The sequence below is a fragment of the Streptomyces sp. NPDC048278 genome, assembly GCF_040652195.1.
Classification (GTDB): domain Bacteria; phylum Actinomycetota; class Actinomycetes; order Streptomycetales; family Streptomycetaceae; genus Streptomyces.
The window spans coordinates 526090-551197 of record NZ_JBEZLP010000001.1; the positions used below are offsets into that span (position 1 = coordinate 526090).

At 72.3% G+C, this 25108-nt stretch carries 24 protein-coding genes and 1 tRNA gene; 2 read left to right on the top strand and 23 right to left on the bottom strand.

Annotated elements, in window-relative coordinates:
• Positions 1-47: 47 nt before the first annotated feature.
• The 16 genes from AB0D74_RS02415 to AB0D74_RS02490 form a co-directional block, all read right to left on the bottom strand.
• Positions 48-1046, bottom strand: a complete 999-nt coding sequence (locus AB0D74_RS02415) for a substrate-binding domain-containing protein (protein WP_362579499.1) — start codon at positions 1044-1046, stop codon at positions 48-50.
• Between the two features lie 98 nt (positions 1047-1144).
• Positions 1145-3694 carry a hypothetical protein gene (locus tag AB0D74_RS02420; RefSeq protein ID WP_362579502.1) on the bottom strand — a complete coding sequence of 850 codons (2550 nt, stop codon included), beginning with the start codon at positions 3692-3694 and terminating at the stop codon, positions 1145-1147.
• Complete coding sequence (gene pstS / locus AB0D74_RS02425) at positions 3691-5433, bottom strand: phosphate ABC transporter substrate-binding protein PstS (RefSeq protein WP_362579505.1); 1743 nt, start codon at positions 5431-5433, stop codon at positions 3691-3693. The genes AB0D74_RS02420 and pstS overlap by 4 nt, the downstream gene beginning before the upstream one ends.
• Before the next feature lie 81 nt (positions 5434-5514).
• Positions 5515-6747 (bottom strand): phosphate ABC transporter permease PstA, encoded by a 1233-nt coding sequence (pstA, locus tag AB0D74_RS02430; protein ID WP_362579508.1) that lies wholly within the window; start codon positions 6745-6747, stop codon positions 5515-5517.
• Between the two features lies 1 nt (position 6748).
• Complete coding sequence (gene pstC, locus AB0D74_RS02435) at positions 6749-7771, bottom strand: phosphate ABC transporter permease subunit PstC (protein WP_362579511.1); 1023 nt, start codon at positions 7769-7771, stop codon at positions 6749-6751.
• Positions 7768-8241 (bottom strand): hypothetical protein, encoded by a 474-nt coding sequence (locus tag AB0D74_RS02440; protein ID WP_362579514.1) that lies wholly within the window; start codon positions 8239-8241, stop codon positions 7768-7770. The genes pstC and AB0D74_RS02440 overlap by 4 nt, the downstream gene beginning before the upstream one ends.
• A gap of 477 nt (positions 8242-8718) precedes the next feature.
• Positions 8719-8795 (bottom strand) — tRNA-Pro (locus tag AB0D74_RS02445).
• Positions 8796-8912: 117 nt separating this feature from the next.
• Positions 8913-9272 carry an MmcQ/YjbR family DNA-binding protein gene (locus AB0D74_RS02450; protein WP_362579517.1) on the bottom strand — a complete coding sequence of 120 codons (360 nt, stop codon included), beginning with the start codon at positions 9270-9272 and terminating at the stop codon, positions 8913-8915.
• 30 nt (positions 9273-9302) lie between these two features.
• Complete coding sequence (locus tag AB0D74_RS02455; protein ID WP_362579519.1) at positions 9303-9839, bottom strand: GNAT family N-acetyltransferase; 537 nt, start codon at positions 9837-9839, stop codon at positions 9303-9305.
• Entirely contained in the window at positions 9836-10489 is a 654-nt protein-coding gene (locus tag AB0D74_RS02460) for an XRE family transcriptional regulator (protein WP_362579522.1), read from the bottom strand. The genes AB0D74_RS02455 and AB0D74_RS02460 overlap by 4 nt, the downstream gene beginning before the upstream one ends.
• A 46-nt stretch (positions 10490-10535) precedes the next feature.
• Positions 10536-11438, bottom strand: coding sequence for a LysR family transcriptional regulator (locus tag AB0D74_RS02465; RefSeq protein ID WP_362579525.1), 903 nt, complete (start codon positions 11436-11438; stop codon positions 10536-10538).
• Positions 11439-11505: 67 nt separating this feature from the next.
• Entirely contained in the window at positions 11506-12699 is a 1194-nt protein-coding gene (locus AB0D74_RS02470) for a glycine C-acetyltransferase (RefSeq protein WP_362579528.1), read from the bottom strand.
• 115 nt (positions 12700-12814) lie between these two features.
• On the bottom strand, positions 12815-13843 hold the full coding sequence (gene tdh / locus AB0D74_RS02475; protein ID WP_362579531.1) for an L-threonine 3-dehydrogenase: 1029 nt from the start codon (positions 13841-13843) through the stop codon (positions 12815-12817).
• A 178-nt stretch (positions 13844-14021) separates the two neighbouring features.
• Positions 14022-14393: a nuclear transport factor 2 family protein gene (locus tag AB0D74_RS02480; protein ID WP_362579533.1), complete on the bottom strand. Its 372-nt coding sequence runs from the start codon at positions 14391-14393 to the stop codon at positions 14022-14024.
• Between the two features lie 82 nt (positions 14394-14475).
• Positions 14476-15189, bottom strand: coding sequence for an SDR family oxidoreductase (locus AB0D74_RS02485; RefSeq protein WP_362579536.1), 714 nt, complete (start codon positions 15187-15189; stop codon positions 14476-14478).
• Positions 15190-15327: 138 nt separating this feature from the next.
• On the bottom strand, positions 15328-16257 hold the full coding sequence (locus AB0D74_RS02490) for a LysR family transcriptional regulator (protein WP_362579540.1): 930 nt from the start codon (positions 16255-16257) through the stop codon (positions 15328-15330).
• A gap of 119 nt (positions 16258-16376) precedes the next feature.
• Here AB0D74_RS02490 and AB0D74_RS02495 point away from each other — a divergent pair, with 119 nt between their 5' ends.
• Both AB0D74_RS02495 and AB0D74_RS02500 read left to right on the top strand, forming a co-directional pair.
• Positions 16377-16679, top strand: coding sequence for a muconolactone Delta-isomerase family protein (locus AB0D74_RS02495; protein ID WP_362579543.1), 303 nt, complete (start codon positions 16377-16379; stop codon positions 16677-16679).
• Positions 16680-16873: 194 nt separating this feature from the next.
• Entirely contained in the window at positions 16874-18043 is a 1170-nt protein-coding gene (locus tag AB0D74_RS02500) for a YbfB/YjiJ family MFS transporter (RefSeq protein ID WP_362579546.1), read from the top strand.
• 92 nt (positions 18044-18135) lie between these two features.
• Here AB0D74_RS02500 and AB0D74_RS02505 read toward each other — a convergent pair whose 3' ends face one another.
• From AB0D74_RS02505 to AB0D74_RS02535, 7 genes are all read right to left on the bottom strand, one after another.
• Positions 18136-18798, bottom strand: coding sequence for a TetR/AcrR family transcriptional regulator (locus AB0D74_RS02505; protein ID WP_362579548.1), 663 nt, complete (start codon positions 18796-18798; stop codon positions 18136-18138).
• Positions 18799-18855: 57 nt separating this feature from the next.
• Complete coding sequence (locus AB0D74_RS02510; protein WP_362579551.1) at positions 18856-19437, bottom strand: GAF domain-containing protein; 582 nt, start codon at positions 19435-19437, stop codon at positions 18856-18858.
• A 61-nt stretch (positions 19438-19498) separates the two neighbouring features.
• Entirely contained in the window at positions 19499-20098 is a 600-nt protein-coding gene (locus tag AB0D74_RS02515; protein WP_362579554.1) for an ATP/GTP-binding protein, read from the bottom strand.
• Positions 20076-20447, bottom strand: a complete 372-nt coding sequence (locus AB0D74_RS02520) for a DUF742 domain-containing protein (RefSeq protein WP_362579557.1) — start codon at positions 20445-20447, stop codon at positions 20076-20078. The genes AB0D74_RS02515 and AB0D74_RS02520 overlap by 23 nt, the downstream gene beginning before the upstream one ends.
• A gap of 2 nt (positions 20448-20449) precedes the next feature.
• Positions 20450-20884, bottom strand: a complete 435-nt coding sequence (locus tag AB0D74_RS02525) for a roadblock/LC7 domain-containing protein (RefSeq protein WP_361290652.1) — start codon at positions 20882-20884, stop codon at positions 20450-20452.
• 80 nt (positions 20885-20964) lie between these two features.
• On the bottom strand, positions 20965-23469 hold the full coding sequence (locus tag AB0D74_RS02530; protein ID WP_362579561.1) for an ATP-binding protein: 2505 nt from the start codon (positions 23467-23469) through the stop codon (positions 20965-20967).
• Between the two features lie 439 nt (positions 23470-23908).
• Positions 23909-25069: a DUF4037 domain-containing protein gene (locus tag AB0D74_RS02535; protein ID WP_362579564.1), complete on the bottom strand. Its 1161-nt coding sequence runs from the start codon at positions 25067-25069 to the stop codon at positions 23909-23911.
• Positions 25070-25108: the final 39 nt, after the last annotated feature.

Here is a 25108-nt window from a genome sequence, read left to right on the forward strand (position 1 = left end):
GGAGGACTGCTGGGAGGACGCGGCTGATTCGGGGTCGCCCCACCCGGTCACGGGGTCTGCTTGCTGGTGTCGCCGCAGTTCGCGTTGGTGGCGAAGCCGTACTCGTTGATGAGGTTGGGCTGCTGGCAGACGAGCGAGTTGGACCCGACGAACACGGTGCTCCAGGGCGCCGTGCCGATCTTGGAGGTCGGGATCACGTTGTAGACGTCGCGCTTCACGCCGAAGCTGCTGTTCAGCGTGTTGGGCGCCACGTCGTCGATGGTGCCGAGGATGGCCCGGCCGCGGACGTCCGCGATGGTCTGCGAACTCTGCGCGTTGTACTGGGCGATGGAGAACGGGGCGATCGACTTGTCGTCGAGGACGCGGCCGTCGTGCTCCTCGACCGGCGAGCCGTTCTTGGTGTCCTTGATGCAGGGGTAGACGCCCGCGACCACGTCGGCGTCGGTGATGCCCATCGTCGACTCCCAGAAGGAGCGCGTACCCGAGCCCGCCTGCGGCAGGTAGACCGTGATGTCGTAGTTCGGGCCGGTCCCCACGTAGTTGGGGTCGCAGTGGTAGATCGCCTTGAGGTCGGTCAGGGCGAGCTTGCGCGGGATCTGGCTGGTCGGGGTGATCGCGTAGCTGACCGCGTCCACGGCGAACGGGACGTAGGTCAGGCCCGGGCTCGCCGCCGCCAGGTTCAGGCTGGAGGAACGGGAGAAGTCCAGGCAGCCGTTGCCCGCCGCGAGCGAGTTCGACAGGGCGGTCCGGCCGGCACCCGAGCCGTTCGGCCGGGCCATGGTGCAGCCGGGCGTGGTGGCGGGGTCCTTGGTGGTGATGTTCGCCGAGCCGACGGCGTCGTAGGAACCGATGACCTTCTGGCCGTTGATGGTGATCGTGTTGGCGAGGCCGTTCATCACGCCCTGCGTGGTGTCGGAGCCCACACCGGACAGCTGGCGGTAGGTCGGAGTGCCGGACGGGTCGGCGACGGCCATGCCGGCGCTGACGGTACCGGTGAGGAGGCCGGCGAGACCGACGGCGGCGATGGCTATCTTCCTTGTGTTCACGTGGGTTTACCCCTCGGCTAGGCTTGCGCCGGGTGATGCCCGGCGCCGGTTTCAGACAGTTCGTTGGCGCGGACCTGTCGATCTTTCGGGTGCGGGCATCACCTCCCCCGGCCGCGGGGTGTCCGGCCCCTCGCCCGCCGGGCCGCGATACCGGCCGCCAGCTGCGGTGCCACCCTCGGCAGGAGGGGGCCGCCGGCGGTCGCCGCGAGGCCGACGACGAGGGCGATCAGGAGGGTGTAGCGCGCGGCGCCGAGCACCCAGGGCGGAGTGAGCGGGGTCGAACTGCCGCTCGCGGCGGGGGCCGTGGCGGACGGTGACCCGGACGGCCGGGCGGACGGCGACGGGGAGGACGAGGGGGACGCCGACGTACCCCCGGCGCCGCCCGTGCCCGCCGCCCCTCCGGCGCCGACACCGCCGCTCGCCGTACCGCCGCCGCCCGACGAGGACCCGGATCCGCCCCCCGCACCGCCCGAGCCGCCGCTCGTGCCGCCGGAGGAGCCCCCGGTGCCGGAACCGGCCCGGGACGCGATGGCGTCGGCCGCGGCACCGGTCTGTCCGCGGAGGCTCTTCGGCAGCGGCGCGTACCCGCCCGGCAGGGTCCCCGCGGACACGCCGGGTGTCTGCCCGCTGCCCACGGCGAACCTCAGCAGCGCGGCGAAGTCCTGGCCCTCTTTCTTGGTCAGCTTCTCCGGCACGGTCGCGGCATAGGTGAGCAGCGTCAGCGGATAGGCGCCCGCGGACGTCGACCTCGGGTCGGTCCGCAGCACGCCCGTGACGCCGCTGGGCTTCATCGCCGCCTCGCCCGCCAGCAGGGCGGTCGAGGTCGGGGCCACGAACGTCCCCGCCGCGTTCTGCAGTTTCGCCGTCACCAGCCCGTAGCGGTTCGCCGTCGCCGTGTCGGTCACGGCGAGCACGGCCCGCTGTCCGGCCGGCTGCGCGGGGTTCTTCTTGTAGGCGGGCGGGATGGCGGTGTTGTCCCAGGTGGTGCGGGCCAGCGTGTCACCGCGGGCGACCGCGCGGGCGGCGGCGTGCATGTCGGTGGCGTACGGGTGCTTGTCCTGCACGCACAGCGGGTTGTCCGGGTGGTCCTGGAACTGCTGGCAGAACGGGTCGCTCTTCGGGTAGTCGGTGACGGGCAACTGGATGCCCTTGTACGCCGGGTTGACCGTCATCCCGGAGAAGGAGGCGTCGCCGTAGCGGCCCTGGTTGTCGGCGGTCCCGTCGAGGAACTCGCGGGCGGCCGGGTCCTGGCCGACCCAGTTCCACAGCTGCCAGGCCGCGTCGGACAGCGCCTCGGGCACCAGGGCGTCGCCGAGGTTGCCGCCGAAGTCCAGGTCCGCGTAGCCGGGGTTGTACTTGCGGAACTCCGGGTCGCGGGCCAGGTTGAACGGGTTGTTCTGAGTGCTGGGCGCGAAGCGGGAGTTGCCGTCCTGATAGGACTCGGTGAGCAGCTTGGCGACCAGTCTCGGGGTCAGGTTCAGCGAGGTGAGCCGGGTGCCGTCGCGTGCCTTGACGTCGGCGGGGGCGTTGAAGCCGGCCCGGCTCTCGATGAAGAAGCCGAAGGTCAGCCCGGAGAGGGTCACCGGTGCGTAGACGGGGTGCTGGTCCGCGGGGAGTTGGTCGCCGGTGACCGGGCGGTTGAGGAAGACCATGCCGGGCTTGCCGGAGACCAGCTTGGCGCGGGCGGTGTCGTCGGTGACCTGGGCATAGCCGTAGATGGCCTTGTCCCCGGTCTGGCACAGCGCGGGCTGCCAGCGCAGGATGGCCTCGGCGACCGGTTCGTCGCCCAGGGTGCTGCGCTCGTCGGCGCCGATCGGGCAGAAGTTGCCGATCGGCTCGAACGACAGCGGTACGACGATGCGGTGCTGCCAGTTGGTGGCGGTCAGCGGCGACGACTGCAGCAGCCCGTTCGGCTGGGACCGGTACCCGCTGCCGTCGACCTCCTGTTCGCCGCGCGGCACGACGACCAACCAGCACTTGCGGCCGGTGGCCGGGTCGCTCGCCCCGGCCGGCACCGCGCCGCAGCCGAGGCCCGGTGCCTCCAGGGAGGTCTGGGCCTCGAAGTACACCTCGCCGGTGCCGTCGGAACCGGTGCGGGCGTAGGGCACTTCGTTGGTGCTGTTCGAGTCGTAGAACTCGTTCCAGTTGCCCTTGGTGATGACATCACCGGTCACCGAGTGGAAGGGCATGTACGAGATGCCGGTCGGGGTCGGCGGCGGGAGCTGCTGGGCCGGGTCCTTCAGGCCGCCGTAGGTGAGCTGCCGGGTGTTGGTGTACGCGCCGGCGCCCTGGCTGCCCGCGCCGGCGCCGAGCGCGGAGGAGCCGCCGAACTGGCACTGCTCCGGGTCGGGACCGCTCGCACCGTCCCCCCAGCACTGCATGATCTGGAGGTAGTCGGCCGCGTAGTCGGTGTCGGAGACGGTGGGCGTGGCGCCCTTCCAGGAGATCTTGATCACCTGGTTGACCAGGTGGGCGGTCTGGCTCACCGTGACCTTCAGGTTCGCGTAGGCGCCGGTGCCCGACACGGTGACCGCGGATCCCTCGGTGGTGGCGGAGGTGGTGGCGGACGAGATGGCCGCGCCGGTCGTCGCGAGCGCGAGGGCGAGGGCGACGAGCAGTCCGGCGAGCGATCGGCGGACGGCGCTCATGAGCCGCCCCGCTTCGCCCGGAGCCGGGAGTTGATCAGGGGCGGCCCGACGGTGACGGCCAGCAGCAGCACGCCCGCCAGCGCCATCAGCACGGCCTGCATGCCGCTTCCGATGCTCCTGGACGTGGAGACCGGCACGGCGTACGCGCCGCCTCCGCCGCTCGACGTGGAACCGCCGTCCGTGCCGATCACCTGGCCGGTGTCCGGGTCGGTCGACGGGCTCGCGCTGCCGCCGGACCCGGCACCCGCGGTCGTACCACCGCCCGATCCCCCGCCGGCTCCGGACCCTCCCGATCCGCCGCCCCCGCTCGACCCGCTCGCCCCGCCCGACGTACCGGCGCCCCCTGACCCGCCGGACCCGCCCGTGCCACCCGTGCCGCCGGACCCGCCGCCCACCACGGTCGGGTCCTTCGCGCCGCCCGTGCCGGTGGAGCACTGGGTCGTGCCCTTCTTGTCACAGGCGGGCGGGTAGGCGGCGGTCTTGGCGAGGGTGTTGCCGCCGTCGCTGGAGAAGGTGGGGTTGTGGCAGTTCTTGATGTTGATCGACTCGACGTCGACACCGGGGATCTTGCGCACCTGGTTGAGGCCGGCCTGCACCAGGTTGATCGGCAGCGGGGAGTACCCGAGGTCGTCCACGTGCTGCTGCCCCTGGCAGAGGAAGTAGTACGAGAAGGCGCCGAGCGTCTTGCCCTTCTGGGTGTTGAAGTTCGACTCCAGCTTGGTCGGCAGGATCATGTAGCTGTAGCTCGACAGCGGATAGGCCCGCGCGTCCGGGTCGGCGTAGACGTCGTCGAGGATCTGCGTGAGATAGCCCGGCGAGGAACTGTCCTCGTTGATCCGCGCCTTGAGCAGGGCGACGGCGACGTTGCTGGCCTTCGGCTCCACGTAGTACCCGGCCTGGTTGAGCACCTTGGCCACCGGGAAGCCGGTGGTGTACACGGCGTACGAGTACTCGACGTAGGTGATCGTGCCGACGTTGCCGCCCTGGGCGACATAGCCGGAGACCCCGTTCGAACCCGACTGGGCGACGAAGCCGCTGCCCGGTACGAGCGGGTAGTTGGAGGTGGTCCCGCAGGGCGTGCTGCGTCCGGCGCGGCGGCAGTAGGCGTCCCACACGGAGCCGTACCGCTTGCTCATCCAGGTCGTGAACTGCGCGGTCGTGCCCGAGCCGTCCGAGCGCACCACCGGCACCACCCGGCGGGCGGGCAGCGCCGCGGCCAGGGCCGGGTTGTCGGCCTTGATCGCCGGGTCGTTCCAGGTCGTGATGGCGCCGGTGAACATCTTGGCGATGACGTCCCCGGAGAGCCGGAGGTTGGTCACCCGGCGGCCCGCGATCGTGAGGTTGTACATGAAGGACGTACCACCGGCCACGATCGGCATGTACGCGTACTTGCGGGACGGCGGCGGGTCCACGACGCCCGAGTCCTTGATGCCGTACGGGATTTCCGACACCGCGTAGTCGACGGTGCCGTTGCGGAACTGGTTGCGGCCGTCGGAGGAGCCGGTGCCGTTGTAGTTCACCGTCATGCCGTACTGCTTGACGTTGGCCCGCCACTGGTCCAGGGCGTTCTGGCTCCAGGTGGAGCCGGCACCGGAGATCGGGACGTAGGTCTCGGCGGCGGCGGGCACGAGGGTGCAGTAGAGGAAGGCGATCACAAGGGCGGTCAGGGTCCTGGCTCGGGCGGTCCTGGCGGTCCTGACTCGGGCGCGTGCGGGGGCTGCCGGGCGTGATCCGGACATGGCGGGTTGGCTCCTGGCTCCTTGGTCGTGGTTCCTGAGTCGTGGTTCCTGAGTCGTGGTTCCTGGGTGCGTCGGTGGTGCTCAGCGGTGTTCGGCGGGGGGCGCGGAGGGGGCGGCGGCCGGTGGGTCGGCGTGCTGGGCCGCCATGCGCTCGGCGTCCCGGCGGGAGGCCAGCACCCTGCGGTGCAGCTGGCCCCGGGTCAGGTCGCCGGGCCCACGGCCGCCGATCACGCGGGCCAGCAGGAAGAGCAGCAGTACGAGGGCCATCAGCAGGGCGGCGGAGCCGAACCCCCGGGCGATGTAGGAGGGTTGCGGCGAGCGCACCAGGTCGAAGGTGGCCAGCGGCAGCGAGATCTGCGGATCGTGCACCGGGTCGGCGTTCAGCCCGGCGTTGACCCCGGAGGTGAGCAGTACAGGCGAGGTCTCGCCGATCCCGCGGGCGGTGCCGAGGATCACCGCGGTGGTGAGACCGGAGCGGGCCGTGGGCAGCACCACGGTCCACACCGTGCGCCACTGGCTCGCGCCCAGGGCGTACGACGCCTCGCGCAGCGAACTCGGCACCAGCCGGATGACCACGTCGGCGGCCCGGATGACGATGGGCAGCATCATCACGCTGAGCGCCAGCGCGGCGGCGAGGCCGGACTTGTCGAGACCGAGGACGAGGATGACCGTGGCGTAGATGAACAGGCCGGCCACGATCGACGGCAGCGCCGTCATCGCCTCGACGATCGTCCGCACGAAACGCGCGTAGCGTCCGGGCACTTCGTTGAGGAACACCGCGCAGGCGAGCCCGAGCGGGATGGTGACGGCCAGCGAGATGGTGATCTGTTCCAGCGTGCCGACGATCGCGTGCACCATGCCGCCGTCGGTGAGCGGCTGCAGCGGGCCGGTCCGCGACATGTCCTGGGTGAAGAAGTTGAGGTGGACCAGAGCCCGGTGACCGCGCCACAGGGTGAAGGCGATCACGAAGACCAGGGCGGCGAGCAGCAGCACTGCGAGGCTGTGCCAGAGCACCGCGGCGACCCGGTCCCGCACCGCGGCGCCGTTCTCGTCGAAGGAGACGAGCACCGCGTACAGGGCGACGAAGAGCACGTAGGTGACGACCACGAAGCCCAGCACCGAGTCGAACGGCGCGATTCTGGCGAACAGCAGGATCGTCAGAGCGGCGGCCCCTGCCACGGCGGCGGCCAGCGCGAGCAGGTCGGTGACGCGGACGGCGGAGGTGTTGCGGCGGGTCTCGGGGCCGTCGTCGGACCCGCGGGCCGGTGGTGCCTGTTCCCTGTCGAGGAGGTCGCTGTCGATGAGGTCGCTCATGTCAGGCCTCCGTCCCGGCACCCGAGCGGCTGCGCGCCACGATCGAGGAGGCGATGAAGTTGACGACGAGGGTCATGAGGAAGAGGGCGAGTCCGGCGGCCATGAGGGCCGACATGCCGAAGTCGCTGGCGGAGCCGTAGCGCAGGGCAATCAGCGCGGAGACGGAGTTGGCGCCGTTCTGCAGGAGGTGCGGCTGGACGGCGAAGACCGGCGAGATGATCATGTACACGGCGATGGTCTCGCCCAGAGCGCGGCCGAGGCCCAGCATGGTCCCGCCGATCACCCCGCCCAGACCGAAGGGCAGGACGACCGCGCGGATCATGCCCCACTTGGTCCCGCCGAGCGCCAGCGCCCCTTCCCGCTCGCCCACCGGTGCCTGGGAGAACGCCTCGCGCATGACCGAGCAGGCGATCGGCGTCACCATCAGGGCGACGACCATCCCGGCGATGAAGGTGGACGAGGTGTAGACCGTCGTGGTGGCCAGCGGGTCGCCCGGGTCGGCCCCGTCGACCTCGAAGAGGGGGATCCAGCCGAAGTACGTGGCGATCCACCGGGACAGTCCGACCACCTGGCCCTGCAGGAAGAAGGCCCCCCACAGCCCATACACCACGCTCGGCACCGCCGCCATCAGGTCCACGAGGCTGATCAGCGTCCGTCGCAGCCGCCGGGGCGCGTACTCCGAGATGTACAGGGCGGTGCCCAGCGCCAGCGGCACGGCGAAGGTGATCGCCACCAGGCCGATCAGCACGGTGCCGGTGAGCACGGCGGCGATGCCGAAGTGATGGGAGTCCGGCTCCCAGGCCGAGGTGGTCAGGAAGGACCACCCGGCCACCCGGAGCGCCTCTGCCGCGCGATAACCGAGGAAGACGCCGACCAGCAGCATGATCGCCAGCACCACGGCGCCGCTGCCGCGTGCCGCACCGCGGAAGAGGCGGTCCGCCGGTTCGACCCTGGTCCGCAGATCACGGGGCGTGTCCAGGCGCTCCGGACCCGGCTGCCCGAGCCCGGAGACGGCGGCGCTCACGACACACCCGCCCCGGCTCGTGCCCCGGCAGGGGCCAGGGGAGGTTCCTCTGCCTCGGCCTCCGGCCGGGCGGACCGCGCCGGTCCCGGCAGGTGCAGCCCGCGCAGACGCGGCCGGCTGACCAGCCCCTCGCCCAACTGGGCCACCGGCACCGCGGCCAGGAACAGTTTGACGTTGTACTGGCACTCCCGTTGCCGCTGATACGACCGTCCGGCCGTGGCGACATCCCGCCCGTCGAGCTCGATCCGCCAGGTCCAGGCGCCCGGCGCGTCGGCCATGACGAACAGCGCCCGCACCTCCGTCACCCGCTCCCGGAGCCGGACGACCGTGGCCTCACACGCGACCAGGTCCTCGAACGACCGCGTGCAACGCCCGAGTTCACGGTTGTTGGCGCTGACCAGACGCCACCCGACCGGTCTGCGTCCCCCGTCCGGTCTTCGTTGCCCTTCTGGATCTTCAGGCAGGTCCATGCCAAGGTCTTCGATCGGTACGTACAAAAAGCGTGGGCGGACCATGAAGACCACCCCCTCCCCTATGTGGTTTTTTCGCCGCTGACCGAAAAAATCCCCCTTGGTGCAGCCGCACCCGAGAGTCTTCGGCTGTGGAGGTTCTGTGAACACAGCTGAGCGAAGGCCGAACGGAACGAAAATGAACGGGAGGTGTTGAAGAACTCGCTGTGACAACGATCAAAGCCGCCATCACGCTGCGCTCCGAATAGGCACCATCACCGGGGGTGGCGTTCAGCGAAGGGCGAAGCCCTCGGCCCGCACTGGGACGACGCCCACCTCACCGAGGGCGTCCTCTCCGTACGCTGCACACTCTCCGCGACCGCTCTCGGCCAACGCCAAACCGGGCGCCGCGACCAACAGTGCGACCACCAGCCCGCCGAGAACACCAAAAGCCGCCCTCCCGTATACGAGAGAACGGCTTCCGACCTGCGTCAAAGCTGGTCGGGACGACAGGATTTGAACCTGCGACCCCTTGACCCCCAGTCAAGTGCGCTACCAAGCTGCGCCACGTCCCGATGCCGTTTGACCTGGGGATTCCCCGGGTGAAACGCGCAAGGAAACAATACCGCACTCGGCTCGGTGGTCGCGCACGCCTTTCGTCCCGGCCGGCCGGGACAGCCGCCCGGGGGCGGTCAGGCGCCGCCCGGCAGCCCCAACTCCGGGTGGGAGTCCAGGAGCCGGGGCGGGGCCGCCTGCCGCCAGGAGTCGGCGAGGATGTCGCGCAGTTCGCCCTCGTCCTCCAGCGCGGCGAGCCGGACCCGGACCCAGGCGAACTGGGCCTCGTGATCGGCGATCCAGAACTTGCCCGGCTCGGCGAGCACCAGCTCCTCGCGCTCCTCCTTGGGGCAGCGCACGGCGATGGAGGTCTCGTCCTCGGGCAGCGTGGCGAACATCTTCCCGGCGACCCGGAACGTGGGCATGCTCCAGGCGATCTTCTCGCTGGTGTCCGGCAGGGACAGGGCGACACGGCGTACGTCTTCGGCTTCCGGCATGCCCCGAACCGTAGCCCCTGCCACCGACAGTCACCTGGTGGGAGCACCCACGTGCTTGTAGTAGAGGGTCGTCGGGCGCAGCACTCCGGCGGGGTCGAGGGCGTAGTCGGGGATGACGCCCGCGCGGGTCCAGCCGGCCGAGCGGTAGAGGCGCTCGGCGGGACTGTCCGTCTCGGTGTCGAGATGGAGCAGGGTGATCCCGGCGCCGGCCGCGGCCTCCTCGGCGACGGTCAGCAGGCCGCGTCCGATGCCCTGGCCGCGGGCGTCGCGGTGGACCATGAGCTTCACCAGCTCGGCGCGGTGCGGGCTGTTCGGCTTGCCGGGGTAGGGGAAGGCGAGGCCGACCGTGCCGACGGTCCGGCCGGCGCCGTCCAGCGCGGCCCAGACGGCGAGCTGCCCGGCGGCCACGGCGGCCACCCGCTCCCGCCACCAGGCGACGGCGCGCTCCCGGTCGAAGGGGGCGATGAAGCCGACGGACGCCCCGCCGTTCACGGTGTCGGCCAACAGCTCGGCCAACTCCCCCACCCGGAGCGACAGTTCATCTGCTTCGAGGCGCAGCGCCCTCACGGCCGCACCACCGCCAGCACGTACCGGGTCGCCGTCGGCCCCGCGCACCGGAACCGGGTCGGCCCCCACACCCGCAGCCGCAGGCAGTCCCCCGTGTCCAGGAGATGCCCGGTCCCCTCCGCCGTCACGGCCAGGCTGCCGTCGAGCACCCAGATGTGCTGCTCCAGGCCGGGCACCGGCGGGCGGTCGTAGGCGATGTCCGCCCCGGGCGCGAGCCGGCCCTCGACGAGTTCGCCGCGCAGTCCGCCGTGCGGCGGCGACACGGACCGGCGGACGAATCCGGAGGCGCGGTCCTCCCACACCTGCTGTTCGGCGGCGCGCAGCACGGGCGCGGGCTCCGCCTCGACCTCGCTGAGCAGCTGGGACATGGTCCGGCCGTAGACGTTGCAGAGGCGGTTGAGGAGGGCTGCCGTGGGGCTGGTCTCGGCCCGTTCGGCCCGGGACAGGGTGGATTTGCTGATTCCGCTACGTTCCGCCAACTCGCCCAGGGACCACCCGTGTTCGATGCGCAGTTCGGCAAGGCGGCGGCCGAGGCGGGCGTCGACGGGGTCAGGGCCGGGGTCAGGGCCGGGGCCGGGGTCGGGGGCGGGTTCGGGAGCGGCCGGGCCTGGGGCGGCCGGGGTCGGGGAGACCGGCGCTTCGTGTTTCATATCCGGGACGGTATCCCTGATGTGGGACGCCCGTGTTAAAGAAGCCTCACAGCCGCGCCGCCTCGCCCAGGGCGTCGAGCACCGGGCGGATCAGCGGATGGCCCTCGGCTCCGCGTCGTACGGCCGCGAAGACCCTGCGGGTCGGGGCGACGCCGTCGACCGGGCGGACCACCACGCCGGTCAGGTCCGTGCCGCGCAGTGCGGAGCGCGGGACCAGGGCCACGCCCGCGTCGGCCGCGGCCAGCGCCACCACGGCCCGGAAGTCGTCGGAGGAGTGTTCGAGCCGGGGCTGGAAGCCGGCGCTCTCGCAGGCGAGGACGACCACGTCGTGGCAGGGGTTGCCGGGATAGGGGCCGATCCAGGTGTCCTTGGCCAGTTCGGCGAGGGGGACCTCGGAGGCCTCGGCCAGCCGGTGGTGGAGCGGGACGACGGCGTCGAACGGCTCCGCGTACAGCGGCACGTGGGTGAGCCGGGGGTCGTCGGCGGGCGGCGCCCCTCGGTACTCGACGGCGACCGCCACGTCGACCTGCCGGTCCAGGACCATGGGGAGGCTGGCGTCGCCCTCGGCGTCCTGGACGCGGATGCGGATGCCGGGGGCGGTGCGAGCGAGGTGGGCCACGGCCGGGGCGACCACCTGGGCGATGCCGGTGGCGAAGGCCGCGACGGTGACCGTGCCGGCCTCGCCGGAACCGTATGCGGCCAGCTCGGCCTCGGCCCGCTCCAGCTGGGCGAGGACCGCGTTGGTGTGGGCGAGCAGGATCTCGCCGGCGGCGGTCAGCCGTACGCCCTTGGCGCTGCGCTCGACCAGGCGGTGGCCGGTCTCCTGTTCGAGGGCCGTCAGCTGCTGGGAGACGGCCGACGGGGTCAGGTACAGCGCGGCGGCAGCCGCGGTCATCGTGCGGTGGTCGGCCACCGCACGGAGGATGTGGAGCCGCCGCGCCTCGATCATGAGGTTGATTATCGCAATATGTCGGAGCCGCTCGGGCCGTCGGCTCCGTTCAGCCCGCCAGCTCCGTTCAGCCCGCCAGCTCCGCGCGGGCCGCGACGAAGGCGTCCACCGCGCGGTCGACGTCGTCCGTGGAGTGGGCCGCGGAGAGCTGGACCCGGATCCGGGCCTGCCCCTGCGGGACCACCGGGTAGGAGAAGCCGATCACGTACACGCCCCGCTCCAGCAGCAGCTCGGCCATGCGGCCCGCCTCGGCCGCGTCGCCGATCATCACGGGGGCGATGGCGTGGTCGCCGGGGAGGACGTCGAAGCCCTCCTCGGTCATCCGGCGGCGGAACAGGGCGGTGTTCTCGGCGAGCCGGACGCGCAGGTCGTCCGCCGCCTCCAGCAGGTCGAGCACCTTCAGCGAGGCCGCCGCGATCACCGGGGCGAGGGTGTTGGAGAAGAGGTAGGGGCGGGAGCGCTGGCGGAGCAGGGCGACGATCTCGGCGCGGGCCGCGACGTAGCCGCCGGAGGCGCCGCCGAGGGCCTTGCCGAGGGTGCCGGTGATGATGTCGACGCGGTCCATCACGCCGTGCAGCTCGGGGGTGCCGCGGCCGGACGGGCCGACGAAGCCGACGGCGTGCGAGTCGTCGACCATGACCATCGCGTGGTAGCGGTCGGCGAGGTCGCAGATCTCGCGGAGCGGCGCCAGGTACCCGTCCATGGAGAACACGCCGTCGGTGACGACCAGGCGGCGCCGGGCGCCCTGCGCCTCCTTGAGCTGCCGTTCCAGGTCGGCCAGGTCGCGGTTGGCGTACCGGAGGCGGCGGGCCTTGGAGAGGCGGATGCCGTCGATGATGGAGGCGTGGTTGAGGGCGTCGGAGATCACCGCGTCCTCCTCGCCGAGGAGGGTCTCGAAGACTCCGCCGTTGGCGTCGAAGCAGGAGGAGTAGAGGATCGTGTCCTCCTGGCCGAGGAACGCCGACAGGCGGGCCTCCAGCTCCTTGTGGACCTCCTGGGTGCCGCAGATGAAGCGGACGGAGGCCATCCCGTAGCCCCAGCGGTCCAGGGCCTGGTGCGCGGCGGCGATCACCTCGGGGTGGTCGGCGAGGCCCAGGTAGTTGTTGGCGCAGAAGTTGAGCACCTCGCCGGGACGGCCGCCGGCGGTGACGGCGACGGTCGCGGACTGCGGGCTGCCGATCACCCGCTCGGGCTTGTGCAGCCCGGCGGCGCGGATCTCGTCGAGGGTGGTGCGCAGGTCGTCGCGCACGGAGTCGAACATGCCAGAAGCTCCTAAGGATTTACGCGAGGAATGACGCGAGGAATGACGCGAGGAATGACGCGAGCGATGACGCGCGGAACAGCACGAGGGATCACGCGACGCATCACGCGACGCATCACGCGGTCCAGTCGAGGATGACCTTGCCGCCACGGCCGCTCGCCGCGTCGGCGAAGGCCGCCTCGAAGTCGCGGTAGCCGTAGCGGCCGGTGATCACGGGAGAGAGGTCGAGTCCGCCCTCCAGGAGAACCGACATCGCGTACCAGGTCTCGAACATCTCGCGGCCGTAGATGCCCTTGATGGTGATCATCGAGGTGACGATCCGGGCCCAGTCGACGGGGAACTCCTGGGCGGGCAGGCCGAGCACGGCGATACGGCCGCCGTGCGTCATGTTGGCGATCATGTCGCGCATGGCCTCGGGGCGGCCGGACATCTCCAGGCCGATGTCGAAGCCCTCGCGCAGCCCGAGCTCCCGCTGCCCTTCGGCGATCCCGGTCCGCGCCACGTTCAGGGCGAGGCTCACGCCGATCTTGCGGGCGAGGTCGAGACGCTCCTCGCTGACGTCGGTGATCACGACGTGGCGGGCGCCCGCGTGCCGGGCCACGGCGGCGGCCATGAGACCGATCGGCCCCGCGCCGGTGATCAGGACGTCCTCGCCGACCAGCGGGAAGGAGAGGGCGGTGTGCACGGCGTTGCCGAACGGGTCGAAGATCGCGGCCACGTCGAGGTCGACGGGGACGCGGTGCACCCAGACGTTGCCCGCGGGCAGTGCGACGTACTCGGCGAACGCCCCGTCCCGGCCGACGCCCAGGCCGACCGTGGCCCGGCACAGGTGGCGCCGTCCGGCCTGGCAGTTGCGGCACTTTCCGCAGACGAGGTGGCCCTCGCCGCTGACCCGGTCGCCCACCTTGATGTCGGTGACGTCCCGGCCGGTCGCCGCGACCTCGCCGACGAACTCGTGGCCGACCACGAGCGGGGTGGTGATCGCCTGCTGGGCCCAGCCGTCCCAGGCCCGGATGTGCAGGTCGGTGCCGCAGATGCCGGTCCGCAGGACCTTGATCAGTACGTCACCGGGTCCGACCGTGGGCTCCGGCACGTCCGTGAGCCACAGCCCGGGCTCCGCCTTCTCCTTGACCAGCGCCTTCAACGCTACGGCTCCTGTGCGTGAGGTCCCGGCCGCGGGGACGCCGAAGCGGCCCGCGGCCGGGGAGGGGGGTGGAATCTCCCAGCAATCTGCCGCACCCGGGCGCATCGGTCCATCGAGGATTTCTTAAGCGCCGCCACAGCTCGGCTTCACACCCCCCGGAACACCCGGCGGGAGACGGCTAGTCGAGGCGCGAGACCTGGTAGTGGGCGATGTGCCAGTCCTCGCCCGTCCGGGTGACGAGGACGGAGAGTTTCACGTCCAGCGGGGGCCGGTCCGTGAAGGAGAACTCGACGGCCAGGTAGCCGAGGACGACGCCGTCGGCGGGCCGCCGGGTCTCCAGGACGCGGTACGCCGCCTTCATCCCGAGGGGCTGGGAGTCGTAGTACGCGGCGACGCCCTGCCGTCCGACGCTGTAGGGATGCAGTCCCTGGAAGACCGCGTCCTCGGTGAACTGGGCCGCGACGCGCTCGGGTTGGTGTGCGCCGACGGCCGCCTTCCACCGGTCGAGGACCGCGCTCAGGATCGCCGTGTCCTCCGCCGTGCTGGTCATGTCCGCTCCTTGCTCTTCCGGGTGGGTGAGTTCCGTGCCGTGTGGGGTGTAGGGCGTGCCGTGTGGGGCGTGCCGTGTGCCGTCAGTGTCCGGCGCTCATGCCGCCGTCGACATGGAGGATCTCGCCCGTGACGAACGGCGCGGTCTCCAGGAAGAGCACCGCGTCGACGATGTCGCTCGCTTCACCCATCCGGCCCACCGGGTGCAGGGCGGCGAGGAACTCGTGGGTCTCCGCCGGGTGCATGGGTGTCTTGATCGTGCCCGGCGACACCGCGTTGACGCGGATGCCGCGGGTGGCGTACTCGATCGCGAGCGACTTGGTCGCGGACTGCAGGCCGCCCTTGGTCAGCGAGGCCAGTACCGACGGGACCCGGGCGTCGGCGCTGTCGACCAGGCTGGTGGTGACGCTGACGACGTGCCCGCCGCCCTGGGCGAGCAGGTGCGGAACCGCCTGCTGGGTGAGGTGGAAGAAGCCGGCGACGTTGATGCCGGTCACGGTGGCGTAGTCCTCGGCGGTGTAGTCGGTGAAGGGCTTCGCCACGAAGATGCCGGCGTTGTTGACCACGGTGTCGATGCGGCCGAACCGCTCGACGGCGGCGGCCACGACCCGCTCGGCGGTCGCCGGGTCGGCGATGTCCCCCTGGACGGTCAGGACGTCGGCGTCATCGACGGGGGCGATGGTGCGCGAGGTGGCGACGACCGCGAAGCCGAGCTTGCGGTAGCCCTCGACGAGGGCGGCGCCGATGCCCTGCGAGGCGCCCGTGACGATCGCGACCTTCTGCTGCTGCGTGCTCATGATGACCTTCTCCGTACTGCTCCGTAGTGGCTGACCGGTACTAGCCGACCGGTCGACTATTTGGAAGGTAGGCCGGGTCCGCCAAAGGTGCCAGGATCGGTTTCCTCCCGGCTGGGAGGCGCGGCCTCCCAGCGCCGCTCAGCCGTGGAGCGCGTACGGGTCGCCCGCGGGCAGCCAGGCGTCCGCGGCGTTGATCCCGAGGTCGCCGACGCCGGCGCACAGGGCGTCGACGGCGGCCAGGACGCCGGCCCGGTCCTCGCTCACACGCCAGACCAGGGACCAGGTCCAGTACACCTTCGGCGCGACGATCTCGCGGCGGACCAGGTCGGGCGGGAGCGGAGTGGTCTGGCCCTTCGGCGAGTTGAGGACGGGCCGGGTGCAGCGGCGGACGTGGTCGAAGTAGGCGGGGCCGGTCACGGCGCCGTCGGAGATGCGCACCGGGCGGGCGCCGACGGCCCGCGTGAGCTCCTCGGCGTACACGTTCCAGGAGGCCCAGGAGGTGACGTCGTCGTCGATCAGGATGTCGGCGTCCCGGGCCGGCAGGTCGCTCGTGTCGGGGCCCTTCGCCACGGCGTACAGCCGGTCCGCGCCGATCAGCCGGGCGCGCAGCCCGAGCCGTTCGAGGTCCTCGCCGCGCACCCAGCAGACGGCGAGGTCCAGACTGCCGTCGGCGACCCGGGCGGCCTGGGTGTGGGAGGGCGCGACCCAGGCGTCCACATGGACCCGGGCCACCGAGGCCGTCCGCGAACCGAGGTCCGGCGGAAGCCAGTTGACGTAGCCGAGCCGCACCGACTGGGAGCCCGAGAGCCGGCCCGCCCGGCGCCTGAGGTCGTCGGCGCGCTCCAGCAGGTCGCGGGTGTGCGGGAGCAGCGCGGCGCCGGCGGGGGTGAGGGAGACCGAGCGGCGGTCCCGGTCGAACAGCCGGACGCCCAGGTCCCGTTCGAGCGCCTTGATCTGCTGGGAGAGGGACGGGCCGGCGATGAGCAGCCGCTCGGCGGCCCGGCCGAAGTTCAGTTCCTCGGCGACCGCGACGAAGTACCGCAGCTGGCGCAGTTCCACGCGCGTCATGCTACGCGCGCTGGGAGGCTGCGCCTCCCAGCAGCGAGCCGGCCGGTCGTGGCAGCGGTGCCGGTGGCGGCGGACGATGGAATCGACGATGAAGTCACCGACGACGGAGGGAGCGCATCGTGCGAGAGTTCCTGGTCGAGATCACCACGACCGTCCCCGAGGGCACGGACCAGGACGAGGTCGACCGGCGACGGGCCGCGGAGGCCGTGCGGGCGCGGGAACTGGCCGCGACCGGCCACCTGGCCCGGCTGTGGCGCCCGGTGGGCGAGCTGCGCAGCATCGGCGTCTGGCGGGCCGCCGACGAGGAGGAGCTCCACGAGAAGGTGCTCGGTACCCTGCCGCTGCGCCCGTGGATGACGGTCACCGTCACGCCACTGGAGTCCCACCCCAACGACCCGGGCCGCGCCGAGGCCACCCGATGACCCGTGTCTCCTCGGCCCATGGCTCCACGGCCCATGGCTCCACGGCCCATGGCTCCAGGGCCCTTGGCTCCGCCGAGTCCGCCCCTGCCGTTGCCCCTCCCGCTGCCCCTCCCGCTGCCCCTCCCGCTGCTGCTGCCGCCGCTGCCTCGCCCTGGACGCATGTCGCCAGGGCCGCAGCCGCGCTCGCCGCGGGCATGGGCGTCGGCCGTTTCGTCTACACCCCGATCCTGCCCCTGATGCACGAACAGGCGGGCCTGTCCGCCGGTGCCGGGGCGAACCTGGCCACCGCCAACTACGCCGGCTACCTGGTCGGCGCGCTCGCCGGCACCCTGGCCCCCGCGCTGGTCCGGTCGCGCGCCGTGCTGCGCGGCTCGCTGCTCCTGCTGACCGCCACGCTCGCCGCGATGCCCCTCACCCACAGCACGGCGGTGTGGGGCGCGCTGCGGCTGCTCGCCGGAGCGGCGAGCGCCCTGGTGTTCGTGATCGCCGTCGCCTCGCTGCTGCACCATCTGCGGGACCACCCGGCACACCTGCCCGGCTGGGCCTTCGGTGGGGTGGGCGCCGGCATCGCGCTGTCCGGCCTGCTGGTCCTGGCCCTGCGGTCCGCCTCCGACTGGCGGGCTGCCTGGTGGGCCGCCGCCGCGCTCACCGGGGTGCTGGCCGCGGCCTCCTGGCGGCTGCGGCCCGAGGACGCGCCCACCGCGAGCGGAACCCACGGCGCCCGGCCCGGGGTCCGCACCCACCGCTGGTTCGGCGCGCTGTTCGTCAGCTACTTCCTGGAGGGCGTCGGCTACATCGTCGCCGGCACGTTCCTGGTCGCGGCGATCGGCCAGGGCTCCCCCGGCTGGGTGGGCAGCGGCGCCTGGGTGCTGGTGGGGCTGGCCGCCGTACCGTCCTCGGCATTGTGGGCCCGGCTCGGGCGCCGCTGGTCCCGGCCCGGTCTGCTGCTCACCGCGCTCGTGATCCAGGCGGCCGGCATCGCGCTGCCGGCGCTGACCGGGAGTACGGCCGCCGCCCTCGGCTCGGCCGTGCTGTTCGGCGCCACGTTCCTGGGGGTGAGCACCCTGGCCCTGGCCACGGGCGCGCAGCTGCGCTTCCCGCGCTCCGTCGCGCTGCTGACCGCCGGTTACTCCGTCGGCCAGATCCTGGGTCCCCTCGTCGTCGCCCCACTGCTGCGGCACGGCTACCACCAGGCCCTGCTGCTGGCCGCCCTCGTCGTCCTCACGGCCGCCGTCGCCGCCGCCGTGCTGCGGATCGGGTTCCCGCATCACATGGGTGCGGACCACACGGGTGCGGACCACGTGGGTGCGGACCACACAGTGCCGGCACGACAGCCGCAACCGGCCGAGGCCGCCCGCCCGTAGACCGAGCCCGTAGACCGACTCGCCCATCCCCGAGCCGAGCCGCCCGTTCCCGGGCCGAACCGCCCGCCCCCAGGGCGAAGCCCACCCGGGCCCTAGGCAGAAGCCGCGCGGCCCTCGACCGAGGCTGGCCGCCCCGGGGTCCCGGTCCCCGGGCCCGGCTCCGCGGTCACGCCGAGCAGCGCCCGGCAGTTGTCCCAGAGGGGGCTCAGCCGTCCGGTGCTGTTGTACAGCTTGGCGAACATCACCTGGCCCTCCAGCTGGGCCACCACCGCCCGTGCCGCCTCCCGGGTGTCGGTCACGCCCACCTCGCCGCGCTCCCGGGCCTCGTCGACGACGGCCGTCACCATGTCGACCTGGGCGTCGAAGATCTCCTTCAGCCGTCCGCGGACCGCCTCGGTCTGGTTGCTCAGCTCCAGGGCGAGGTTCCCGAACAGGCAGCCCGCCACGGTCCCGCAGCCCCGCTGGCCGGCCAGCTGCCCCGCCTCGGTCTCCTCGAACAGCCGCCGCAGCCGCCGCAGCGGTTCCGCGTCGCCGGTGAGGGCCCGGGTCCAGTCGCCCTTCTGGGCCGCCCAGTGCTCGTCGACGACCGCGAGCGCGAGGGCCTCCTTGGACTCGAAGAAGTAGTAGAAGCTGCCCTTCGGCACCCCGGCGGCCTTGCAGATCTCGGCCACGCCGAGCGCCGCGTAACCCCGCCCCTCGATCAGCGAGCGAGCGGCGTCGAGGATCTTCCGCCTGGCGTCACTGGTACGTCCCATACGACCAGCGTACGGAGGTAATAGACCGGTCGGCTAGCGAGGGGGCTGTTCCCGCCGTCACAGCAGCGGCAGGCCGTCCGCCTCGCGGCGCTCGATGCGGGCCACCAGCTCCGCCGCCGAGGACTTGATGGTCTCCAGACCGGGCCGACCCCAGGGCCGCGGCTCCACGTCGACCACGCACACCGTGCCGAGCACCGTCCCCGTGCTGTCGATCAGCGGGGCGCCCAGGTAGGAACGGATGCCGAAGTCGTCGACGACCGGGTTGCCCGCGAACCGCGGGTAGTCACACACGTCCTCCAGGACCAGCGCCTTGCGGCGGACCACCACATGGGGGCAGAAGCCATGGTCGTGGGGCAGCTCACGGCCGAGGACCGGGATGCTGCCGTCGGGCCGTACCACGGGCGGTGCCACGTCCGGCAGGTGCAGACCCGCGAAGAACTGACGGTTCACGTCGATGAAGTTGACCATGGCGTACGGCGCCCGGGTGACCTCGGCGAGCCGGTCCGCGTAGGCGTCGAGGGCGGGGTCCGGGTCTGCGCCCAGGCGCAGTTGGCCGAGGCGCCGGGTGCGCTCGGGGGCCTCCTTGTCCTCCGGCGTGAGCAGCAGGCGGCCGGCCGGGCGCGACGGGTCGTACCTCATGCGCGGGCTCCGTCGCAGTGGACGTGGGTCATATACGGGCTCCGTGAGGGGTGTTTGGGGTTCACATGTGGGCGCCGTGGCTCGGCGCGGAGACCGGGGCATGGGCAATGAGATGGCGGACGAGGGTGAGCAGGGTCTGGACTCCGGAGCTGGAGATACGGGCGTCGCAGCGGACCACCGGGACCTCCGGGTCGAGGTCGATGGCGGCGCGCACCTCGTCGGGGTCGTAGCGGTAGGAACCGTCGAACTCGTTGATGGCGACGATGAAGCCGAGGCCCCGCTCCTCGAAGAAGTCGACGGCCGCGAAGCAGTCCTCCAGGCGCCGCGTGTCGGCGAGGATGACCGCGCCGAGCGCGCCCTCGGACAGTTCGTCCCACATGAACCAGAACCGCTCCTGTCCGGGCGTGCCGAACAGGTAGAGCACGTGCTCCGGGTCCAGGGTGATGCGGCCGAAGTCCATGGCCACGGTCGTCTCGACCTTGTTCTCGATCCCGTCGAGGTTGTCGGTGGCGGCGCTGACCGTGGTGAGGAGTTCCTCCGTGGACAGCGGCGCGATCTCGCTGACCGCGCCCACGAAGGTGGTCTTGCCGACCCCGAACCCACCGGCCACCAGGATCTTCAGCGCGGTGGGGAAGGGATCAGAGCTGTCGTCGTAGTCCATCGAGCACTGCCTCCAGGAGGGACCGGTCAGTGGGGTTGTGGTGGAACACGGGGGGCTTGGCGGTCAGCGCCCCGCAGTCGACGAGGTCGGAGAGCAGCACCTTGGTGACCACGGCGGGCAGTTTGAGGTGCGCGGCGATCTCGGCGACCGAGACGGGGACGCGGCACAGGTCGAGGGCCTGCGCGTGTTCGGGACCGAGGTAGCCGAGGGGCACGGACCCGGTCGCCATCACCTGCGACATGAGGTCGAGGGCGATGCTGGGTTCGGTCCGGCCGTTGCTGACCGTGAACGGGCGCACGAGGCGTCCGGCCGCGTCGTCGAGCCAGGGCCCGTCGCCGGCTGCCGCCACCCTCAAGGCCTCATCGCCGTGGAATCGACGGCGTGCTGCCGGGGCGCGGTGACGAGGTACGGGCGGACGCTCTTGACCAGCATCGCCATCTCGTAGCCGAGGACGGCCGCGTCGGCCTCCCGGCCCGCCAGCACGGCGAGGCAGGTGCCGGAGCCGGCGGTGGTGACGAACAGCAGCGTCGAGTCGAGTTCGACGACGACCTGGCGGACGTCCCCGCCGTCGCCGAACCGGACGCCGGCGCTGCGGCCGAGCGAGTACAGGCCGGAGGCGAGCGCCGCCATGTGGTCGGCGCTGTCCGGGTCTAGGCCGTGGACGGACTTCACCAGCCCGTCGCAGGAGAGGAGCACCGCGCTGGTGGTGTGCGGCACACGCTGCACCAGGCCGCTCATCAGCCAGTCGAGGTCGGATACCTGGGCGGTCGGCGCATCGCTCGCCATGGTGGATCGACTCCTTGGGGTACGAAGACCAGCGGGAGCGCTGGGGGTGGGGGTGCGGGTGGGGGTCGAGACGGTGCTGGTCATCCGGCCGGTGCGCTCCCGTCGGGCCGGGCGGTGAATTCGGAGGTGTGCACCGGGCGCAGGGCCTGGGAGTACGACTGGGTCCGGGACGCGGACTGGGTGTCGGCGGGGTCCCGGTGGCTCCAGCTGATGTGTGGGGGTGCCATGTGGTCCACGGCCATGGGGTCCGTCGCCATGTGGTCCGTGGCCGGGTGGCCTGTGGTCAGGTGGTCAGAGACCGTGTGGTGGTCCGAGCTCGTGTGGCCTGAGGCCAGGTAATCCGGGGCCAGGGGGTCCAGCGCCATGGGGTCTGGCGTCGTGCGGTCCCGGGCTGCCTGATCCTGGGCCGTGAGGTCGTGGGCGGTGAAGTCGGGGGGCAGGTACCCGGACTCCATGTGTGCCGCCTCCATGTGCGGGGCGTCCATGTGCGCGGCATCCATGTGCGCGGCATCCATGTGTGTGGCATCCATGTGCGTGGCATGGGACGTGTTGGTCGGCAGTTCGCCGGATACGTCACGGGCGGCGGTGTCGGCGAAGCCCGTACCCGTGAACCCGTCATGGGCGGAGGCGCCATGGGGGGACGCGCCATGTGCGCCACTCACAGGCTCGGCGGCCGTCGGCTCCGCCTCGGTGGCCTCCAGGTGCTGCTGGGCCTCGGCGAGGCCGATGCCGCGCTGGAAGGCGGCCACCAGACCGGGGTCGTGGCCGGCGGGGTTCTCGTTCTCCTGGCGGGGTGCGGGGCCGCCCCGCAGCTGGGGAACGATGTGCTCCTGGGCGCGGCGGCGCGGCAGTTGGGGTTTGCCCATGGTGCCGCGGACGGCGCCGACCCGCGGTACCGGCGGGGCACCCGCGTGCTCGGCGACCACCGACCGGTCCTCGGGCCGGATGCCGGGCAGTGCCTCGGCCGGGTTCGGGCGGGCCTCCTGGGCGCCGCGCACCGGCAGCGGCGCGGGCGCGCCCCCGTGCTGCGTGCCCCCGTGCTGCCCGCCACCGTGCTGGCCGCCTCCCTGCTGCGCGTGTCGGCGCCGCCCGCCGGCGGCGGGCGTGGCGGGACCCTGCTGCTGCCCCGCCCCCCGGCCGGCCGACGATCCGACCGTGGCGGCCCTGCTTCCGGCTCCCGTGTCCGGCCCCGCGGCGCCACGGCCGCCGACCGGCGCCCCGGCGCCGTCGGACGGCCGGCCTCCCCCGGCGCCGATCACACCGGTCGCACCGGTCGGCGCACCCGGCGCACCGCCCCCGTTCGCCGCGTCGCGCGGCGGCGGAACCGAACCGGCTGCCCCGGCCGAACCGGCCGCCCCCGCCGCCGTGAGTGCGCCCGGTGCCGAGCCCAGCAGGCCCTGCGGGACGACGAGGACCGCCTGGACCCCGCCGTAGATGTTGGTCTGGAGCCGGACGTTGATGCCGTGCCGGCGGGCGAGCTGGGAGACGACGAAGAGGCCGATGCGGCCGTCGGCCAGCAGGCTGGCGACGTTGACCTGGTCGGGGTCGGCGAGCAGGGCGTTCATCTTGGACTGCTCGCCGACCGGCATGCCGAGTCCGCGGTCCTCGACCTCGACCGCGAGGCCGGAGGTGACGAGGTTGGCGCGGAGCAGCACCTGGGTGTGCGGGGCGGAGAACACCGTGGCGTTCTCGACGAGTTCGGCGAGCAGGTGGATGACGTCGGCGACGGCGTGGCCGCGCAGTTCGCCGTCGATCGGCGGGACGAGTTTGACCCGGGAGTACTGCTCGACCTCGGCGATGGCGGAGCGCAGCACCTCCGTCATGGAGACGGGGTTGCTCCACTGCCGCCGGGACACGGCGCCGCCGAGGACGGCGAGGTTCTCGGCGTGCCGTCGGATCCGGGTGGCCAGGTGGTCGACGTGGAAGAGGCCCTTGAGGAGGTCAGGGTCCTCGATCTCGTTCTCCAGTTCGTCGAGGATCGAGATTTCCCGGTGCACGAGGGACTGAAGCCGCCGCGCCAGGTTGACGAAGACCTCCAGCTTCTGTTCGCTGCCGGCCTGGCTGGAGAGCTGGGCCGCCTGCACGACGGCGGTGACGGCGCCGTCGTGCGCACGGGACAGGTCGGCGGCGAGCAGTTCGAAGTCGTCCGCGTCCTCGGGCGGTCCGCCGCGCGGCTTGCGCTGGGGCGGGGTCTCGCCGTGGCGCAGCGCGTCGACGAGGGCGAGCAGTTCGGCCTCGCCTCGGGCGGCGTTTCGGCGCAGGATGCCGACCCGGTCGCTGACCGAGCGGGCGGCGCGGCCCGCGGCCACGGCGGCGATCACGATGCCCGCGGCCGTCACCGAGACCGCTCCGGTGAGCACGGCCAGCAGGGTGAGACTGGGCCGGGCGCCGGTGGACCGGACGGTGAACAGGACGGCCGCGCAGCCGCTGAGCGCCACCGCGACCGGTGGCAGTACCGCCAGTCGCATGAGCTGAGGCCGTATGTGGGTCTCGGGCAGCGCGGGAACGGGTCGGGCGACCGGCCGTCCGTGCCGGCCGCCCTCACGGCGGTCGGCGCGGGCGGCCGGTGCACGGAGGTGAGACATCTGCGTCCTCGTACTGGTGGTCCGTCGGGCCTGGTTTCTCACGCGGGTCGCGCGAGTCGGGGATGCGCCATCGCGGTGCCGGGCGAGGGGACCGCAAAAGAATTCGGCCCCGTGCCGCCCGACGGACACTCACAGTAGTCGCCGACGCATCATGTGCGGTGGGCAGTTGACAAAGTCCCCCCGAGAGGGTCCCGCTCTGGTATGAGCCGTCGTACGAAAGACCGATAACCCCCTCGGCGCTCCGCGCTCGAACGGTCACCCACCGATCCGACCTGCTCAGAACCGGTCGTACGCAGAAGACACAGCAGGCGCGGAAGAGGCGGATCAACGGCTCCGACGCTCCCTGCACAGCTCCTCGCCCATCGGTCCGCACCCCCTCGGCCGACCTCCCGAGGCGGTCGGCGGGCCGTCCGTACCCGCCTCATCACCCCCCAGAACGTCACCCAAAGTGACCACCCTGGCTTCGGCGGTCCTTCGTCGGGGCGCGGGGCGGGCCGTCGTGGGTGTCGACGCCCGTCACTGCACCAGCCGCGGCCAGGGTGAGGTCCGGGCGGCTCAGGACCTCCGCGCTGTCGATGAACTGGTCCACCGCGCCGGCCCCGCGCAACTCCCGTATGTCCGGGTCCTTGATGCGGGCGGTGAGGGCCCGGGCGAAGCGGTCGGCGCGCACCACCCGGAACGGCCGGGAGTGGTACGCACGCGTGGCCGGGTCGACCCGGTCGGTGAGCTCCAGCTCGTTGTGCAGGTGGGCGACGATCTCGTACGCCTGCGCCAGGTGACGCTCGCGGAGGTGCCAGTCGGTGGCGGCGAGAACGGCGGTGAGTTCCGGGGTGAGCCGCGGCGCCGCGTGGGTGCGGGCGAAGGCGCTGCCGAGCCATTTGCCGTACGGCGGGTAGCACCGGTCCATCAGCAGGCAGAGCCGCATGAGGTCGCGGACCAGGCGGGCGGCCTCGACGGCGGAGCCCAGTTCGTCGCCGACCTCGCCGCAGCGGCCGACGAAGGCCTCCTTCTGGGAGATGCGCTGCCACTGGCAGGCGAGGACGTGGAGCCAGAGGTCGTGCGGGTACCAGCGCAGGGCGGCTCGGGCCGGGGTGAGCGTACGGAGGCCGTCGTGGAAGACGGCGCCGGCGGTGACCTCGGCGAGCAGCTGGGTGGGCAGGGCGAGCCAGTGGGCCGGGGTGACTCCGGACGCGGGGTCGAAGCCGAGGGTGGCGCGGAACCAGGAGGAGACGCCGGTCACCTCGACGCGGTGGTGCACGGGCCCGTCGGTGACCCGCATGACGCGGATGTCCCGGTCCCCTGTCGCGGCGAAGTGGGTGGGCCAGCCATGGAAGGTCTTCGGGAGGTGTTCGGCGAGCACATGTCTGATGCGTCCGGCATGGCGGCTCACATCGTGGGAGTGGAGGAAGAGCTGGAGCCGTGGGCCCCATTCGTGGTCGGCGGAGCGCTCGGTGTCGTAGCCGAGCACCTCGGAGCCCGCGCCGATGCGGGCGGCGGAGTGGGGTATGCCGGGCGCGGCCTCCTCCAGGAGGGGGCGGACGGCCTCGGTGTAGAAGCGCCGGGAGAGTTCAAGTCCTGGTAAGAAAGCGGGGCTTGGCATATGTGCATGGCTCATGTCGATGCCCCTGCCCAGGTTGTG

Excerpts from the sequence above, each read along its gene's own strand:
- AB0D74_RS02420 (WP_362579502.1), bottom strand. The coding sequence starts at position 3,694 with ATGAGCGCCGTCCGCCGATCGCTCGCCGGACTGCTCGTCGCCCTCGCC.
- pstS (WP_362579505.1), bottom strand. The coding sequence starts at position 5,433 with ATGTCCGGATCACGCCCGGCAGCCCCCGCACGCGCCCGAGTCAGGACC.
- pstA (WP_362579508.1), bottom strand. The coding sequence starts at position 6,747 with ATGAGCGACCTCATCGACAGCGACCTCCTCGACAGGGAACAGGCACCA.
- AB0D74_RS02440 (WP_362579514.1), bottom strand. The coding sequence starts at position 8,241 with ATGGACCTGCCTGAAGATCCAGAAGGGCAACGAAGACCGGACGGGGGA.
- AB0D74_RS02450 (WP_362579517.1), bottom strand. The coding sequence starts at position 9,272 with ATGCCGGAAGCCGAAGACGTACGCCGTGTCGCCCTGTCCCTGCCGGAC.
- AB0D74_RS02460 (WP_362579522.1), bottom strand. The coding sequence starts at position 10,489 with ATGAAACACGAAGCGCCGGTCTCCCCGACCCCGGCCGCCCCAGGCCCG.
- AB0D74_RS02465 (WP_362579525.1), bottom strand. The coding sequence starts at position 11,438 with ATGATCGAGGCGCGGCGGCTCCACATCCTCCGTGCGGTGGCCGACCAC.
- AB0D74_RS02470 (WP_362579528.1), bottom strand. The coding sequence starts at position 12,699 with ATGTTCGACTCCGTGCGCGACGACCTGCGCACCACCCTCGACGAGATC.
- AB0D74_RS02480 (WP_362579533.1), bottom strand. The coding sequence starts at position 14,393 with ATGACCAGCACGGCGGAGGACACGGCGATCCTGAGCGCGGTCCTCGAC.
- AB0D74_RS02485 (WP_362579536.1), bottom strand. The coding sequence starts at position 15,189 with ATGAGCACGCAGCAGCAGAAGGTCGCGATCGTCACGGGCGCCTCGCAG.
- AB0D74_RS02490 (WP_362579540.1), bottom strand. The coding sequence starts at position 16,257 with ATGACGCGCGTGGAACTGCGCCAGCTGCGGTACTTCGTCGCGGTCGCC.
- AB0D74_RS02500 (WP_362579546.1), top strand. The coding sequence starts at position 16,874 with ATGGGCGTCGGCCGTTTCGTCTACACCCCGATCCTGCCCCTGATGCAC.
- AB0D74_RS02505 (WP_362579548.1), bottom strand. The coding sequence starts at position 18,798 with ATGGGACGTACCAGTGACGCCAGGCGGAAGATCCTCGACGCCGCTCGC.
- AB0D74_RS02510 (WP_362579551.1), bottom strand. The coding sequence starts at position 19,437 with ATGAGGTACGACCCGTCGCGCCCGGCCGGCCGCCTGCTGCTCACGCCG.
- AB0D74_RS02515 (WP_362579554.1), bottom strand. The coding sequence starts at position 20,098 with ATGGACTACGACGACAGCTCTGATCCCTTCCCCACCGCGCTGAAGATC.
- AB0D74_RS02525 (WP_361290652.1), bottom strand. The coding sequence starts at position 20,884 with ATGGCGAGCGATGCGCCGACCGCCCAGGTATCCGACCTCGACTGGCTG.
- AB0D74_RS02530 (WP_362579561.1), bottom strand. The coding sequence starts at position 23,469 with ATGTCTCACCTCCGTGCACCGGCCGCCCGCGCCGACCGCCGTGAGGGC.
- AB0D74_RS02535 (WP_362579564.1), bottom strand. The coding sequence starts at position 25,069 with ATGCCAAGCCCCGCTTTCTTACCAGGACTTGAACTCTCCCGGCGCTTC.